The sequence below is a fragment of the Galbibacter kalidii genome, assembly GCF_026241135.1.
GTDB lineage: Bacteria > Bacteroidota > Bacteroidia > Flavobacteriales > Flavobacteriaceae > Galbibacter.
In genome coordinates, this window is sequence record NZ_JAPFGA010000021.1 from 13160 (window position 1) to 30317 (window position 17158).

Here is a 17158-nt window from a genome sequence, read left to right on the forward strand (position 1 = left end):
AATAATGATCAGAAATTATTTTAAAATAGCATGGAGGAGTCTTAAAGGTCAACCCTTTTTCACCTTTCTGAACACTTTTGGTCTGGCCATTGGCATGGCTGGGGGGCTCCTGGTTTCATTATATATTTATGATGAGTTCAGCTATGACCGAATGTTCGTCGACGCTGACCGCATATACCGAATTAATGCGGATCTGAAATTCGGAGGGGATACTCGCAACTTTGCAGTTGTTACGGCTCCTATGGCCGATGCTGTTAAAAGTGATATTCCAGAAATTGAAACTACAACGAGGTTTCGAACTGTTGGAACCATGCTTCTTAAAAAAACAGGATCGGTGGTTAATGTAAAGGAAACACATGCAACCTATGTTGACTCTACCTTTTTTAGCATGTTCGGGATTGATCTACTGGTGGGAGACCCAAATACGGCCTTAAAAGATCCACATACATTGATATTGACCAAAACTGCCGCCAAAAAGCATTTTGATATCGATAATGCCTTAGGGCAGACCCTTGTTTTAAATAATGGTGACACCTATACAGTTACCGGGGTAATCGATGATTTTCCAAAAAATTCGTTTCTCAGGGATTATGGAGTGTTTATGTCTATGGCAGGTTATGGCGATGCCTGGGTTCCGAATTGGGGTGGTAATAATTTTCAGACCTATATCAAATTGATTCCCGGAACAAGTGCCAATGACATACAAGAACGTTTACAGGCTATTGTAGGTAGGTATGTGATACCGGGAATTCAAGAAGTTTTTCCGGGTATTACTGAAAAGCAATTGATAGCATCCGGCAGTTATCTGAATTTTAGTACCATAGCTCTTAAAGATATTCGACTTCACTCTGATAGGTCAGCAGAGATCAGCCCTAACAATAGCATCCAAAACATCTACATTTTATCTTTTATAGCTTTATTTCTTATCGTTTTGGCGAGTGTCAATTTTATGAACTTGTCTACGGCAGGCTCCTTAAAAAGGGCAAAAGAAGTCGGTATTCGAAAGACCCTTGGGTCTAATAAAGCGGCACTAAGAGTTCAATTTCTAATGGAATCGGGATTGATTGCTTTGGGGTCAATGGTACTGGCCATCGTTATTGCATCGGTTGCAATGCCCTTTTTCAATCAGTTGTCGGGTAAATCACTATCCATACCTTTTACCGACCCTTTGTTTTGGTCGGTCGTGGTTTTAGCAACAGCCTTATTGGGTCTGATTTCCGGCAGTTACCCTGCCTTTTTTATGTCGAGATTCGTGCCGGTCAAAGTTTTAAAAGGCAGTGGAAGTAGTAATGCAGGAGGTGCAGGAGTGCGAAACGCTTTAGTAGTTTTTCAATTTGCTATCTCCGTTTTTTTAATAATAAGCACCTTGGTCGTATACCAACAATTAAGATTTATTCAGAGCAAAGACCTGGGGTTTTCAAAGGATCAAGTATTGCTCATTAATGACGCTTATGCGGCGGGCGATCAGGCACAGTCATTTAAACGGCAAGTAAAACAATTGAGAGCTGTACAAAATGCCAGTTTGAGTAGTTTTTACCCAACACCTTCCAATAGAAGTGATGAATCTTTTAACAGAGAAGGGGCTTTAGGTGCTGAACACTCGATAAGCATGCAAGATTGGGAGGTAGATTACGATTATGTTTCGGTCATGGGGCTCAAAATTATTGCTGGGCGGGATTTTGACCGTGCTTTTGGCACTGATTCTACGGCCATAATTATCAATGAAGCTGCACTTAAATTATTTGGTGTGGGACCTGAGGAAGCCATAGGACTGAGGGTTACTAAAGTTTTGGAGGAAGGAAACACTTCATTTTCCACGGTTATCGGCGTCGTTAAAAATTTTCATTTCCGGTCGCTCCGCGATAATATAGGGGCACTAAGTATGTCTTTAGGAGATTTTGCCAATGGAATGGCCGTAAAGTTAAGCGCTGGTGATTTTACAAACACCATTTCACAAATTGAAGCTATCTGGAAAGAGGTAGCCCCCGGACAACCTTTCAGCTATAATTTTATGGACGAGGCATTTAATAACACCTATCAATCGGAACGGCGTCTGGGTAAAATTTTTATTGTTTTTACCATTTTATCGCTTCTTATCGCCTGTTTGGGCCTTTTCGGCCTGGCTATATTTAATGCTGAAAAACGAATCAAGGAAATCGGGGTTCGTAAAGTGTTGGGCGCAAGTGTAGGTCAGATTTCTTATAGACTTACGACAGACTTTTTAAAATTGGTAGGTGTAGCTATTGTTGTATCGTTGCCAATCGGGTGGTATGTGATGAACAAATGGTTGGAAGATTTTACATATCGAACAGAAATTGGCTGGTGGGTGCTGGTCATGGCAGCCATTATGGCAATAATAATAGCAATACTTACAGTGGGTTATCAAAGTATTAAAGCCGCAATACAGAACCCGGTAAAAAGTTTACGAACTGAATGAAGTGAGCTGTCAGCAATCAGAGAGTTGAAAGCTGATAGCAGAAAGCTGACAGCTCATAGCTTAAAGCCGATAACCTAAAACAAGTCAACGACAGAATAAATGGAAAAGCCGACTATAAAAAATAAAAAATCATGATTAAAAATTATTTTAAAATAGCATTAAGAAACCTTTGGAAACGCCGTGGATTTTCTTTGTTGAATATATCAGGCTTGGCCATTGGCTTGACTGCGGGGTTTCTGATCTTGATGTATATCGGCTTTGAACTTAGCTATGATAATTTCCACAGTAAAGGAGATCGAATATATAGAGTGGCATCAGATATTGAGATCAACTCCAACGAAGATGAAGCCAACAAACCAGATTGGGCTACCCCTCCTGTATTGGCATCTCAATTCCCTGAAATTCAGTCAATGGCACGTGTTTTATACATGCCATTAACTGTACGCAATAATAATCTAAAGTTCAAGGAAAATAACACCATAGTTGTTGATTCCAGTTTTTTTGAAATTTTTGATTTTGAACTATTGTCCGGAAATAAAAAAGAAGTTTTAAAGGATCCCTTTAGCATCGTATTATCCGAAACTGCATCCAAGAAATATTTTGGAAATGAAAATCCGGTGGGAAAATCATTGAGGATACTCGACAAGGGTTTTCAGACTAAAGTGACAGGGGTTATGAAGGACATTCCCGGTAACTCCCATATAAAGGCAGATATAATCTTGTCCATGACCACGTTTACCCAAGTTTTAGATAAAGATTTGGACAATGACTGGGGCAATTACGAACCTTACGCGTATGTGCTGCTCAAACCCAATGTGGATGTGGCTCAATTAGAGTCAAAGTTTCCTGCCTTTATGAAGCGAAATTTCGAAAAACAAATGGAAGCTTCTAAAATGTATGTCAGCTTGTTATTAGTCCCCCTTAAAGAAATCTACATGCATTCAACCAGAGGGGGACCTATCGTTGGGAATATCAACAATATATATGTTTTTTCGATAATAGCCATTTTTATTCTTTTAATAGCCTGCATCAATTTTATCAACCTAACCACAGCGCGCTCAGTAGAACGTGCCAGAGAAGTTGGCATTCGTAAAGCTGTCGGTGCGGGCAAAAAGCAGTTAGGCTTTCAGTTTCTTGGGGAATCTGTTATTATCAGCATTTTAGCATTTTTGATCTCGGTTATTTTACTTACACTTCTATTACCATACTTCAATGTAATGGCTGGTAAAACCATTAGTGAAGGTGTTTTTTCTAATCCCTATCAAATCATCATTTTATTTATTTTCTCCATCGGGATTGGACTCATGGCAGGGATCTATCCGGCTTTAGTTTTGACCTCATACGATCCTGTAAATGTGCTAAAAGGATCCTTTTCAAAGGGTAATCGTGGCGTAGTCTTGAGAAAAGGGTTGGTTGTTCTGCAGTTTGCCATTTCGATTACTTTAATTATTGGGACTATCGTTATTTATATGCAGACCAACTATATGCGCAGTCAAGAACTTGGATTTGATAAGGAACAGATGCTAGTCATGGAAACACAAGTATCCCCGGCTCAAAAGGCCTTTCAGGATGCTATAAATAAACTCCCTGGTATTGTTAGTACCAGTCGTGCTTCAAGTGTCCCCGGCGGCAATAATTCGGAGGCTCTTTCTGAATTGGAAAATAAAGATGGGGATTTACTACAAACCGTTGTGAATTTATATTTTGTCGATTTTGATTACCTATCACAACTCGGTGTAGAGTTTATAAGCGGGAGAGGATTTTCCAGAGACTTTGCTTCCGATTCGACACAGGCGATGATAATTAACGAAGCTACGGTTGATCTACTGGGGTATGCCAATCCTGAGAATGCCCTTGGAGCCAGATTTAACCAATGGGGACGCGAGGGTCAAATAATTGGGGTTGTAAAAGATTTTAATTTTAATTCCTTACAACAACAGATTGAGCCTTTAAGCATTCGGATTGAACAAACACGGCTAAATCTGGTCACTGCTAAAATAAGAGCAAATACAATTGAAAAAACAATGGCTCAAATTAAAAAACAATGGGAAATAGCATTTCCGGAAGAGCCTTTTAATTTTTACTTTCTTGACCAGCTTTTGGATAAGCAATATCGCAGCGAACAACGCTTTGGGACTCTCTTTTTATGGTTTGCCATTTTAGCCATCTCTATTTCTTGTTTAGGGCTTTTAGGTTTGACCGCCTATAGTACAATACAACGAAAACGTGAAATAAGTATTAGAAAAGTACTCGGAGCTTCAATATCAAAAGTAGTCAACCTTGTATCCCTAGAGTTTTTAAAATTAGTAGGAATTGCTTTTTTAATAGCCATGCCCATATCCTGGTTGATTATGAACCATTGGCTCAAAGATTTTGCTTTCCGCATCAATATACAATGGTGGATGTTTGCTATAGCTGGCACTACTGCCCTATTGCTCGCTTTGGTTACTATTGGTTTCCATTCGATGAAAGCAGCCATACAAAATCCCATTAAAAACTTACGAACCGAATAAACCAAAAGTCATGATCAAAAACTATATTAAAATAGCGTGGAGGAACCTCCAAAAAAGCAAGTTACAAACGATTATCAACTTGTTGGGGCTAACTGTGGGCACCGTTTGCTGCCTCAGTATATTGGTTTATGTTATGGCACAGCTTGGCTACGATTCACATCATAAGGATGCGGAGTCTCTATATCGGGTCAGAACGGAAAATAAAAGTATAGGTAACAATAGTATAAACTCTAATTTTGCCACTGCCGGGCCTCCTTTTGCTTTTGCTCTCAAAGAAGATTTTCCAGAAGTAATCGAGGCCTGCCGTATTGTTTACTTCGGTTCTGACACAGGTAAAGTTATTCGTAAATCAAATAGCGATCAGAGCTATTATGAGCCCCGTGGATATCTCGCAGATTCTACAGTTTTTAATGTTTTCACCTATCGCTTTATTGAAGGAAATGCTAAAAATGCCTTAAACGCTCCTAATACCGTAGTGCTTTCTTCAACCTTGTCAAAAAAACTCTTTGGCAATCAAAGTGCATTGAATAAAACCCTAGTACAAGGAAGCGGAGAAGATGAATTCACCTTGACCATTACCGGTGTTTTTGATGACACCTATGGGAGATCACATTTAAATCCTAATTATTTTGTGAGTATGAATACCCCCGGACAGGGAGAGTTTGTAAGGAGTGTTCAGAATTTTGCAACACAGAATTTTACACATACCTATATAAAACTTGCACCGGGATCGGATGCCGGTGGGTTACAGAAAAAGTTGCCGGCCTTTTTACAAAATCACGGGGCCAAGGATCTAGCTGCTGCAGGTTTTGACAAAAAACTTTTCCTTCAAAAAGTCACTGATATTCATCTTTATTCCGATGGAATCACCATGCAAATTGATAGGGTATCCAGCATAAAACAACTTTATATCCTGGTGATTTTGGCGCTATTCATCCAGCTTGTAGCATGTATCAATTTTATTAATTTAAGTACTGCACGGGCAAGCAAACGTGCCATGGAAATTGGAGTGCGTAAAGCAATAGGAGCAGATAAAAGTGTATTAATCCGTCAATTCATTGGAGAATCTATTATGTTATCCCTGCTGGCCTCACTAATCAGTCTTCCGGTAACGGCATTGTTACAGCCTTTTATAAATACACTTATACAAGGAAATGTCAGTTTCCTTGCACTATTGGATTGGAAGGTCTTACTTCTTCTTTTAAGCTTAGGGATTTTTACTGGTTTACTTGCCGGTATCTACCCAGCCTGGGTATTATCTTCTGTTAAGCCAGCCAGAGTACTAAAAGGCTCCGTTAATCAACAAACGGGTAATGGTAATTTTCGTAAGGGACTCGTTGTTTTTCAGTTTGTGGTTTCTATTGTTTTGATCATTTCCGTTATTATTATCACTCAACAACTTAAATATACTCAGGATAAAGATATGGGGTTTGACAAAGAGAATCTCATTGCCATTCGCCTAGGGACTGAAAATGCCGCTAACAAATTCGAGACCTTAAAAAAACAAGTGTCCACAGTTTCGGGTGTTTCACAGGTAGCTGGGTCTAATCGTTACCCTTCCGAGTTTAATAAATCAGATTTGAGTATGCATCTTCCTGGAAAAGATCCGACCAACCTAACTTCTGTAATATACAACGGTATCAGTAAGAATTATTTTAAGACTGTAGGCACCTCCTTGCTTGCCGGGCGGGAACTACGCTCGAATGACAGCTCACAGGTAGTGGTTAATAAAGCCACTCTTGATGCATTCTCCATTGCTCTGGATAATGCCATAGGGACAAAACTCATCAATACATACGAAGGTGAATCTACCGAATTAGAGATTGTGGGTGTCTCCCAGGATTATCATTTTGCCTCGCTTAAGGAGGCTATAAAACCCATTTTACTTTATAATGATGCCACTCCATCTTGGCTTTTGGTTAAAGCGAAGACCACAGATTACAACCGTTTATTGAAAGATTTAAAGCAAAGCTGGGGATCAACAATTACCAATACCCCTTTTGAATATACATTTGTGGATAAGGAAGTCGAAAAATTATATACAGAAGAAAAACGTCTGGCTAATATTTCGATTGTGCTTAGCTTTCTGGCTATACTTATCAGTTGTCTGGGACTATTCGGACTTGTTTCTTTTATAGCGGAAAATAAGAAAAAAGAAATTGGAATACGGAAAGTACTGGGGGCTAAAATTGGCACCTTGGTAAAATTACTCGTCAAAGACTTTGTGATTCTAGTCATTATTGCCCTGATCGTTGCCACTCCTTTAGCTTACTATTTTATGCAAAACTGGCTTGAAGACTTTACGTATAGAATATCCATAAGTTGGTGGATATTTCTCCTTGCCGGAGGAATCTCCTTAGTTATTGCTCTGCTAACTGTAGGGATTCAGACTATAAAAGCAGCGACTACCAATCCAATTAAAAACTTAAGAACCGAATAAACTAAGAAACCATGATCAAAAACTATATAAAAATAGCGTGGAGGAACCTTTGGAAGAACAAGGTTTATTCGTTTATCAATGTTTTCGGACTCACCATTGGTATTACGGCCTGTTGGATTGTATTTAAGATTGTAAGTTACGAGTTGGCCTTCGATAAAAAGCTCCCGGATGTGGATCGTATCTACCAAATTGTTTCCCTAGATACATTTGACGGGGAAACCAGCGGATTTGGTGGCATACCGCTGGGGATGGCTCCTGCCATAGCTGTTGAAATGCCAGACCCAGGAGTAATGGTTCCCATATACACTCAGTATATTGAACGTATTATTATCCCACAAGAGGGAGAAGCTCCAAAACAGTTGGAAGAAGAAAGAGATATTGTTGGAACCAGTAATAATTATTTTAAACTGCTTCCCTATCAATGGATTGCCGGTAACCCCAAAACAGCCCTTAATGCTCCCAATACGATGATCCTTACAGAAGATAGGGCAAAACAATATTTTCCCAAATCGCCACTTACTGAGCTTATCGGGAAAACCATTAAGGCAGATACCACCCTCTTTACTATTTCTGGAATTGTAAAAGAACTCCCCTACCCGAGCAGTTTTACCGCCAAAACATTTATCCCAATTCCGGACAAACAGTGGAGCAGCAATAATTGGGTGAGCAAAAATTCAGACCACACCCTCTTTGTCAAAACCCAAGAGGAAGAATCATTAGATCGATTACTCGCTTTTGTCAATAAAAAACATGAAGAACTGGCGGCGGAAACATATGCCGACATGGGAGGTGAAGGCCATTTTGAGGCACTTCCTCTTTTAGAAAAACATTTTAGCAGTGAGTATGCCACCGGCGGACCTGTAGCTGATAAAAAGGTGATTTACGGACTTATAGCCATCGGTGGGTTTATACTGCTTTTGGCCTGTATCAATTATATCAACCTCAGTACTGCACAAGTACCTCAACGTGCCAAGGAAATTGGTATTAGAAAAACCCTTGGAGGGCGGCCTTTGGCCATTACCGTAAACTTCCTTGTTGAAATCCTGATCATCACCTTATTGGCATCATTGCTTTCCTGGCCGCTGACCGGCCTTTTTCAAATGGCTTATCCCGAATTCTTCCCCGGGGGTATTGAAAATTTTGGTAACGCTACGGCTGTTTTTGGTTTCTTGATGTTATTGACCCTTATAATCACCTTGATTTTGAGTGTATATCCCGCCTTTCTTATCAACAAGGTTCAAACGGCAGAAGCCCTAAAGGGAAAAAGCAACGGATTACTTACCGGAGGAAAGCTATCTTTAAGGAAATCCCTTATTGTTTTCCAATTTGTTATCGCTCAGTTTTTTGTGGTCTCTACCCTTATCATTGGCAAGCAGCTCAGCTATACCCTAAACAAAGATCTGGGCTTTGAGCATAATGCTGTGGTTAATGTTTATATGCCATACAAGTCCTATCAAGGAGCGGATATTGACCCTTTCCTTTATAAGCAGGCTCTAAAAAAACACCCGGAAATTGAAGGTGTCGCTATGGGACATATGCCGCTTAGTAACAACCATTGGGGTGATCTCTACCACATCGCTTCCGATACGGGAAAAGTAGAGCTAAGCGCTCCCAGAAAGTATATTGACAAAGATTATTTAAATCTATACAAAATAGAATTATTGGCCGGGACCAATTTAGTTCGAAGGGATACCATGCGGGAAGTGCTTATCAATGATGCAGCCCGCAAAGCACTTGGGTTCCAAAGCCCTGAAGCGGCCATTGGTCAGTGGCTGACAAATTATGGCAATATCTCCTATCCTATTGTGGGTGTGGTCAAGGATTTTCATCAAAAAAATCTTCGTGTAAAGATCGAGCCACTTATACTGGGAACTACCTCCAAGCGAAGTAGTTTACGGATTTTCAATGTGAAATTACCCTCTGATCGTTCGCAGTGGAATCAGGCTTTGGTGGTAATGGAGCAAGAGTGGAAAACCATTTATCCTAACGCTCCTTTTGAGTATAAATTCAACGACGAGCGGATTAAGAGCCTTTATCAGTCGGAGCGCAGAACATCGAAGCTGATCGGCTTATCATCTTTCATTACCATATTTATCAGCTGTCTTGGTCTCTTTGGACTGGTCACCCTCACCACCTTCTTGCGTACCAAGGAAATTGGGGTACGCAAAGTGTTGGGATCGACAGTGACCGACATTGTAGCTTTATTGTCCAAGGATTTTATAAAGCTGGTGATGATTGCCATAATCATTGCCTCCCCCATGGCCTGGTGGGCTATGAATCGCTGGTTGGAAAACTTTGCTTATCGCATTGATATCCCTTGGTGGATATTCGCCTTAGCTGGCTTGTTGGCTGTAGCCATTGCACTGGTTACCATAAGTTCACAAGCTATTCGATCCGCCATGGCCAATCCAATAAAAAGTTTACGAACTGAATAAAACATATTATCATGCTAAAAAACCATTTAAAAATCGCTTGGCGAAACATCGTAAAGAATAAGGTTTTTTCAATTCTGAATATTGTTGGGTTGGCAACCGGTCTTTTATGTAGTCTACTTATCTACCTGTGGGGGACCGATGAACTTGCTGTTGATAAATACCATGAAAACATTGATCGGTTGTATTCGGTATATCAAAAGCAGATATTCGAGGGAAGAATAGATGCAGGTTATTTTACTCCTGCGGTACTTTATAGGGAATTGAAACTTAAGATTCCTGAAATCGAGAAAGCATCCCCCATGAGTTGGAAAGGGTCTAAAACGTTTTCCTATAATGATAAGATTTTTAAGCAGGAAGGGGTTTACGTAGGTGCGGATTATTTTGACATGTTTTCTTACGACTTCTTGGAAGGCACGGTAGCATCGGTCATGGACTCCCCTGATGATATCGCCATTTCAGAGGAAATGGCAAAGGTGTTTTTTGGAAGTGCCAAAAATGCCATTGGTAAATCACTTTCCTATGAAAACAACCGGCCATTGAATGTATCGGCCGTATTCAAGGATGCCAGCCCTGCCAATTCGAACAAAAGCGATTTTTTCCTGCATTGGGATATTTTCCTGAAAGAAAACGGATGGGCACCCAATATTACAAATAGCGGTCCGCCGACTTTTGTACTGCTTAAAGAAGATTCGGATGTCACAGCTGTAAATGCCAAGATCAAGGATTTTCTAACATCATACAGAACGGAGGAAAACGATAATTTCACGGTAGAATTGGGGTTACAGCCTTTCGGCGAAAGCTATCTACATAACAATTTTGAGAACGGCATTATTTCCGGAGGTCGTATCGAGAATGTCCGCATCTTTGGTTTTATCGCCTTTTTTGTTTTACTGATCGCCTGTATCAACTTTATGAACCTAGTTTCCGCAGGTTCACTTAAAAGAGCAAAGGAAGTCGGGGTAAGGAAATCACTGGGAGCAAAAAAAGGAAGTTTGATATCCCAATTTTTAGGGGAAGCATTATTGCTATCATTCATTAGCACAATTTTATCATTGGTATTGATTGCACTTTTACTCCCCGTATTTAATGAGCTTGCCGGAAAAGATTTAAGCCTTTTTAGCCTCTCGCCGTTATCTTGGCTGGGGATTTTGATGATTGCCCTGTTGACAGGTTTCGTTTCCGGTAGTTATCCTGCATTTGTATTGTCCTCTTTTAAGGCGATTGATATTTTCAAAAATAATAGGAACGCCAATGCCAGTTCCCGATGGATCCGAAAGGGGTTGGTGGTCTTTCAGTTTGCCTTGACCATCATCCTGATCTCGGGAATGCTGATTACATCCCGTCAGATTAATTATATTCAGAATGAAAACCTCGGTTTTGACCGTCATAATGTTTTTATTTTTGCTTTTCAAGGCGATTCCACATTTACCTTTTCAAGCCTAAAAGAAAGGGCATTGCAAATTCCCGGAGTTGAATCTATGTCGATTTCCAACCGAGGCCCAATGGGTTTTACCAATGGTTTCGACGATGTACACTGGGCAGGTAAACCCGACAATGACCCGACAATATTTATGAGTATGGACGTTGGATCAGATTTTGCCGAGGCCTGGGGTACAGAAATGCTTATGGGCGCCGATTTTTCCGATGAAAGTATTGCTGACAATTCAGGCTATATCATTAATGAGACCGCTCTAAGGATAATGGGGCTTGAAGACCCGATAGGCAAACCATTGACCATGTGGGACAAGGAAGGTACTATCATCGGGGTAATGAAGGATTTTCCAATAAATACGGTGAAAACGGCCATTCCTCCTTTAATTATTCGCAATGGGGAATATATGAACAGGGGAGCCGTTTTGACACGGATCAGTCCTGTAAATGTGATACAAACGGTAGAAGCATTGGAAAAGTTGTATACAGAAATACTTCCTGAAGTTCCATTCGAGTATGTGTTTTCCGATGCATGGTACAATGACATGTATAAAAGTGAGACCGTATTTTTTAAGCTCTCTCAATATTTCTCTCTTATAGCGGTTTTTATTTCATGTTTAGGACTGTTCGGACTGGTCATATTTTCGGCCCAACAAAGAGTAAAGGAAATCGGAATACGGAAAGTATTGGGCGCTTCGGCCACTATGATTACAAGTCTTTTGGTAAAAGATTTTCTTAAGTTGGTTGTCTTGGGTATTGTAATTGGCTGCCCGGTCGCTTGGTTTTTTATGGATAAATGGCTGACCAACTATGAGTATCGCATCGACATGCCCTGGTGGGCTTTTGGCGTGGCGGGAATATTGGTCATCGCGATAGCTCTTTTAACGGTCAGTTTTAAATCGATAAGTGCGGCTATGACCAATCCGGTAGAAAGTTTACGAACCGAATGAAGTGAGCAATCAGCAATCAGAGAACTGAAAGATGATAGCTCATGGCTGAAAGCTGATAACCTAAACAACAACTAAAAACACATCAATGGCAGAATAAATGGAAGAGCCGACCATAAAAAATGAAAAACCATGATCAAAAACTATTTTAAAATAGCATTAAGAAACCTCTGGAAGGACAAAACCTTTACCGGACTCAATATATTAGGGCTTACTGTAGCCTTTACAGTAGCCATTTTATTAAGTATATATGCGCTTTTTGAGCTTTCTTATGATCGCTTTCACAAAAATGTCGATAGCATATATCACATCTATGCCTCCGAACAAACACCTGATGGTCCCGGAGTGAGTACGGCCAAACCGATTCCTTTTGCCGATGCGCTTCAAAGGGAAGTACCAGGGGTCGAAAAGATTACTAAATATATGGGAGGAAATGTCCTTATAACACATGGAAACAAAGAATTACGAATGGAAGCTGCTTATGTAGATCCTGATTTCTTTTCCATTTTTAGCTTTCCGGTAATCAAAGGAAATAAGCAGCACTTAATTGAAGATCAGTCTAGCATTGTTATTACCGAAAAAACGGCTAAAATCTTATTCGGAGAAGAAAATGCTCTGGGAAGGACAGTTAATATCCTACAACAAGGACAACAACGGCCTTACACCATTTCATCAATATTGGAAGATATCCCTGCTCAAAGTACCATGAGATTTAATCTTGCACTAAACTTTAAAAATCAATCTGATTTTGTATATGCTGATAACATAGGCAACTGGGAAAAGTCCAATCACAGTGTGTATCTAAAACTGTCCGAAGGGGTAGTACCGACACAGTTTGAGAAAGCAACCAGGGATTTTACAGCACTTCACTACAAAGATGATATAAAGGACTTTAAAAGAGACGGAATTCAGCCCGATAAGAATGGCCAGTATATCCAGCAACGACTCCTAGGGTATAAAGATATTCATTTTGCGACCGAAAAAAACGGGAATGCCGATACCAGCCGTTTATATCCATTTCTCATATTAGGGATTGCCTTTTTGGTGCTTTTTATCGCAAGTGCCAACTTTATCAATATGAGCATTGCTAAAAGTGCCGGTCGACTTCGGGAGATCGGAATGAGAAAAACCTTGGGGGCTAGTAAGGCACAGCTCTTCTTTCAATTTTGGGGAGAAAGTGTACTGATTTATTTCATGTCTGCTTTAATAGGAATAGTACTTGCCAATTTATTGTTGGGACAGTTCCAGACTATTTTTAGGACGTCTGCCGCTTTTGGTAACGTAATAAGTCCTTCTATTGTTATTGCCTTTTTTATTGGGGTAATGGTGATCACCCTTATTTCCGGAGGTTATCCCTCCTTGCTTATGACCAAATTGAGCACCATACAAAGCCTGAAAGGGAAACTGGAAGTCACCGGTAAAAATCGTTTACGGGACGGTCTATTGATATTGCAATTTGGGATTACCATCCTCCTTATCAGTGGCACACTGGTCTTATGGGATCAACTTGAATATATGCGCAATAAAGACGTCGGTTTTAACAAAGAACAGGTCATTGCTTTTCCTTTAAACGGAAAAAGAGAAGATGCCCAGGCGATACAATTAATGCGAAATGAACTTGCCGATACCCCGGGGATTGTCAACATCACGGCATCCAATAATATTTTAGGATTAGGGAAAGACGGCACATCATCTACCAGCGCAATGGGGTTTGATTACAAAGGACGCGGAGTAAAAACCAATATCCTGATTGTAGACCATGACTATACGGAAACCCTGGATCTTGAAATTATAAAAGGGCGTTCCTTCAGTAGGGACTTTAAAAGTGATAGTTTAGGGCTGATTATTAATCAGGCCATGGCAGATCAACTTCAGGAAAAAGATCCCCTGCAAACGCAAATCATTCTGTTTGATTCAATTAACTATTCCGTATTAGGCGTGGTTAAAGATTTTAATTTTCAGGGCTTTGATAAATCGATCGAGCCATTAACGCTCTTTCTTAACCCTAAATGGAATATGCGTAATGTTTATGTCAAAGTATCTGGTAACAATCCTTTACAATCCATGAGCCGGATAGAACAAGCCTGGGCTAAAATTGAACCCAATGCTGAGTTTCTGGGTTCGTTTCTGGATGAAAATATAGATCGTACCCTTACCAGGGAACGCCTGATGACCACAATGATCGGCAGTGGCTCCATTCTGGCTGTCATTTTAAGCTGTGTTGGTCTGTTTGCCATGTCCTTACTGGTGGTCACTCAGCGCAGGAAGGAAATTGGAATTCGTAAAGTTGTGGGCGCTAGTGTTTCTACCATTACCCTTCTACTGACCAAGGAGTTTTTAAAGCTAGTACTTATCGCCTTCCTAATTGCAACCCCCATAGCATGGTGGTTTACCAGTCAGTGGCTACAGGGCTATGTTTACCGGATAGATTTAAGTGTTTTAACCTTCCTTTTAGCCGGTGGCATTGTTTTGGTTATTGCCATTGCAACCATAAGTACAAAAACCATTGGAGCAGCAACACAAAACCCTGTAAAAAGTTTACGAACGGAATGAAGTCATTAAAAAGATAAAAAGTATGTTAAAACAAAACATCAAAATTTTCCTTAGGAATATCAAAAGACAGAAGAGTTCCTTTCTGATTAACGTTATTGGTCTTTCAACTGGACTTGCCTGTGTTCTCTTGATCGCTTTGTGGGTGTCGGACGAACTTAGCATCGATAAATTCCATGATAACGATACCCGTCTGTATCAGGTAGTCGAACTGGCGAAAACAGATGGAACCATACGCATGAACCCTGTCACTTCCGGGCTTTTGGCAGAAGCACTCGCTCAGAAGTTTCCTGAAATTGAGCAGGAAACAAGTGTAAGGGCAATATCTGAGTCACCTTTAAAAGTAGATGATAAGGATATTAAAACCAATGGGCTGTATGCTAGCAAAGACTTTTTTAAAGTGTTTTCTTACTCTCTCATTAGTGGTAATATAAATGATGTACTTGTGGCAAATAACTCGATTGCCATATCAAAATCCCTTGCCCGAATATTATTTGGATCGGCCGATAATACAATCGGTAAAACCATTTATTTTGAACGAGACAAGCCCTTTTTTGTTTCGGGTGTATTCGAGGATGTTCCCCATAATTCCTCCATGCAATTCGATTATGTGATTTCTTTTGAATATGCAAAGGAAACCATGCCTCCAATTTCCAATTGGGATTATAATAAGGTGAACGCATACATAGTTTTAAGGAAAGGGGTAAATATTTCCAGTTTTAATGCCAAGATAAAGGATTTCATTGCTACAAACAGTGACAACGATAACCGTTCGGTGTTCACTAGATTGTATTCCGATGCCTACCTCTATGGCACATACGAAAATGGAGTTCAGGTCGGGGGAAGGATTGAATATGTAAGGTTGTTTTCCATAATAGCATTTTTAATACTACTTATGGCCTGTATCAATTATATGAACCTATCCACGGCCAATGCTTCAAAAAGGATAAAGGAAATCGGTATAAAAAAGGCCTTGGGTTCCAAAAGGAAGGTGCTGATCGTCCAATATTTGAGCGAATCCTTACTCACTACCTTTTTATCGCTATTGATTGCCGTATTGATTGTTGTCCTATTGATTCCCCAATTCAATATAATTACCGGAAAAGAATTGAGTCTTACCGTCAATGGGCGATACTTAACCTCCATTATTGGCATTATGATCCTTACAGGCTTGATTGCCGGCAGTTATCCCGCTTTCTATCTTTCGGGCTTGAACACGATTAAAACATTAAAGGGAACACTAAAAAGTACTTGGGGAGAAGTTTTCACCCGTAAAGGCCTTGTTGTCTTTCAATTTACCTTGTCCATAATTTTAGTGGTTTCGGTCATGGTTATATATAAACAAATAGAATTTGTACAAAACAAAAACCTTGGCTATGACAAAAACAACATTGTTTACTTTGATATCGAACAGAATATTGCTGAAAACCTCGATTCATTTTTAGCTGAAACAAAAAACCTTGAGGGCATTGAAAACGCAAGTAGTATTGGCACCAATATAGTTGGAGGAGTAAACACATGGGATAACCTTCAATGGCCAGAAAAGATGTCTGATGAAAAGATAGTGTTTGAAATGCGCCCTGTAAACTATGGCATGCTTGAAACTTTGGGTATCGGTTTAAAAAAAGGGCGAAACTTTTCCAAGGATTTTGGGGCCGAGACCACAAAAATTATTTTCAACCAAGCAGCCATTGATATAATGGGATTGGAAGATCCTATCGGGAAGGAAGTTTCAATTCAGGGTACACGATTACAGATTGTAGGGGTTACGGATAATTTTCACTTCACATCCCTCCATGAACAAATAAACCCATTGTTTTTTGTACTACAACCAACTTGGACACACATGATCATGGCCAAAGTTTCTCCGGGCAAGGAAAAAGAGGCTTTGGCCAATATTCGGAGACTATATCAAAAATACAATCCAGGTTTACAGCTGGACTATAGATTTTTGGATGATACATATCAATCCCTATATACTGCTGAACAAAGGGTTTCCACCTTGTCAAAATATTTTGCGGGCCTAGCCATATTGATTTCTTGTCTGGGCTTGTTCGGTCTGGTAAAATTCAACGCCGAAAGAAGGAAAAAAGAAATCAGTATTAGAAAGGTTTTGGGCCAGACGGCGACCCAAGTGACGGTAATGCTTTCGAGTGAGTTTGCAAAACTGGTCCTATTTTCCATTTTCCTTGCCCTTCCATTCTCATACCTGTTGGTCAAAGATTGGCTTTCTGATTTTGCATATAGAATCCCTTTAAGTTTTTGGTATTTCATAGGTGCAGGAGCGATAGCATTGGTGGTCGCCATTCTTACAGTAAGCTTTCAGTCTATCAAAGCAGCAATTTCAAACCCCGTAAAAAATTTACGAACCGAATGAAGTGAGCAGTCAGAGAACTGAAAGATGA

Annotated in this window: 7 protein-coding genes; all 7 read left to right on the forward strand. The window is 40.1% G+C overall.

Annotated features, from left to right (window positions below):
* Positions 1 to 4 precede the first annotated feature (4 nt).
* The 7 genes from OOZ15_RS17440 to OOZ15_RS17470 all read left to right on the forward strand — a co-directional run bounded on the left by OOZ15_RS17440 (position 5) and on the right by OOZ15_RS17470 (position 17130).
* Positions 5 to 2437 carry an ABC transporter permease gene (locus OOZ15_RS17440; RefSeq protein WP_265957730.1) on the forward strand — a complete coding sequence of 811 codons (2433 nt, stop codon included), beginning with the start codon at positions 5 to 7 and terminating at the stop codon, positions 2435 to 2437.
* Positions 2438 to 2568: 131 nt separating this feature from the next.
* Positions 2569 to 4950, forward strand: coding sequence for an ABC transporter permease (locus tag OOZ15_RS17445; protein ID WP_265957731.1), 2382 nt, complete (start codon positions 2569 to 2571; stop codon positions 4948 to 4950).
* Between the two features lie 10 nt (positions 4951 to 4960).
* The gene (locus tag OOZ15_RS17450; protein WP_265957732.1) at positions 4961 to 7390 is read left to right on the forward strand and encodes an ABC transporter permease; all 2430 of its coding nucleotides are present in this window, start codon (positions 4961 to 4963) and stop codon (positions 7388 to 7390) included.
* Positions 7391 to 7401: 11 nt separating this feature from the next.
* Positions 7402 to 9825, forward strand: a complete 2424-nt coding sequence (locus OOZ15_RS17455) for an ABC transporter permease (protein ID WP_265957733.1) — start codon at positions 7402 to 7404, stop codon at positions 9823 to 9825.
* 11 nt (positions 9826 to 9836) lie between these two features.
* Positions 9837 to 12206 (forward strand): ABC transporter permease, encoded by a 2370-nt coding sequence (locus OOZ15_RS17460; RefSeq protein ID WP_265957734.1) that lies wholly within the window; start codon positions 9837 to 9839, stop codon positions 12204 to 12206.
* A 129-nt stretch (positions 12207 to 12335) separates the two neighbouring features.
* Positions 12336 to 14756 (forward strand): ABC transporter permease, encoded by a 2421-nt coding sequence (locus tag OOZ15_RS17465; protein ID WP_265957735.1) that lies wholly within the window; start codon positions 12336 to 12338, stop codon positions 14754 to 14756.
* 22 nt (positions 14757 to 14778) lie between these two features.
* Positions 14779 to 17130: an ABC transporter permease gene (locus OOZ15_RS17470; protein ID WP_265957736.1), complete on the forward strand. Its 2352-nt coding sequence runs from the start codon at positions 14779 to 14781 to the stop codon at positions 17128 to 17130.
* Positions 17131 to 17158 lie beyond the last annotated feature (28 nt).

Coding starts and splice junctions, on each gene's coding strand:
- OOZ15_RS17465 (WP_265957735.1), top strand. CDS start 12,336: ATGATCAAAAACTATTTTAAAATAGCATTAAGAAACCTCTGGAAGGAC.
- OOZ15_RS17440 (WP_265957730.1), top strand. CDS start 5: ATGATCAGAAATTATTTTAAAATAGCATGGAGGAGTCTTAAAGGTCAA.
- OOZ15_RS17470 (WP_265957736.1), top strand. CDS start 14,779: ATGTTAAAACAAAACATCAAAATTTTCCTTAGGAATATCAAAAGACAG.
- OOZ15_RS17455 (WP_265957733.1), top strand. CDS start 7,402: ATGATCAAAAACTATATAAAAATAGCGTGGAGGAACCTTTGGAAGAAC.
- OOZ15_RS17445 (WP_265957731.1), top strand. CDS start 2,569: ATGATTAAAAATTATTTTAAAATAGCATTAAGAAACCTTTGGAAACGC.
- OOZ15_RS17460 (WP_265957734.1), top strand. CDS start 9,837: ATGCTAAAAAACCATTTAAAAATCGCTTGGCGAAACATCGTAAAGAAT.
- OOZ15_RS17450 (WP_265957732.1), top strand. CDS start 4,961: ATGATCAAAAACTATATTAAAATAGCGTGGAGGAACCTCCAAAAAAGC.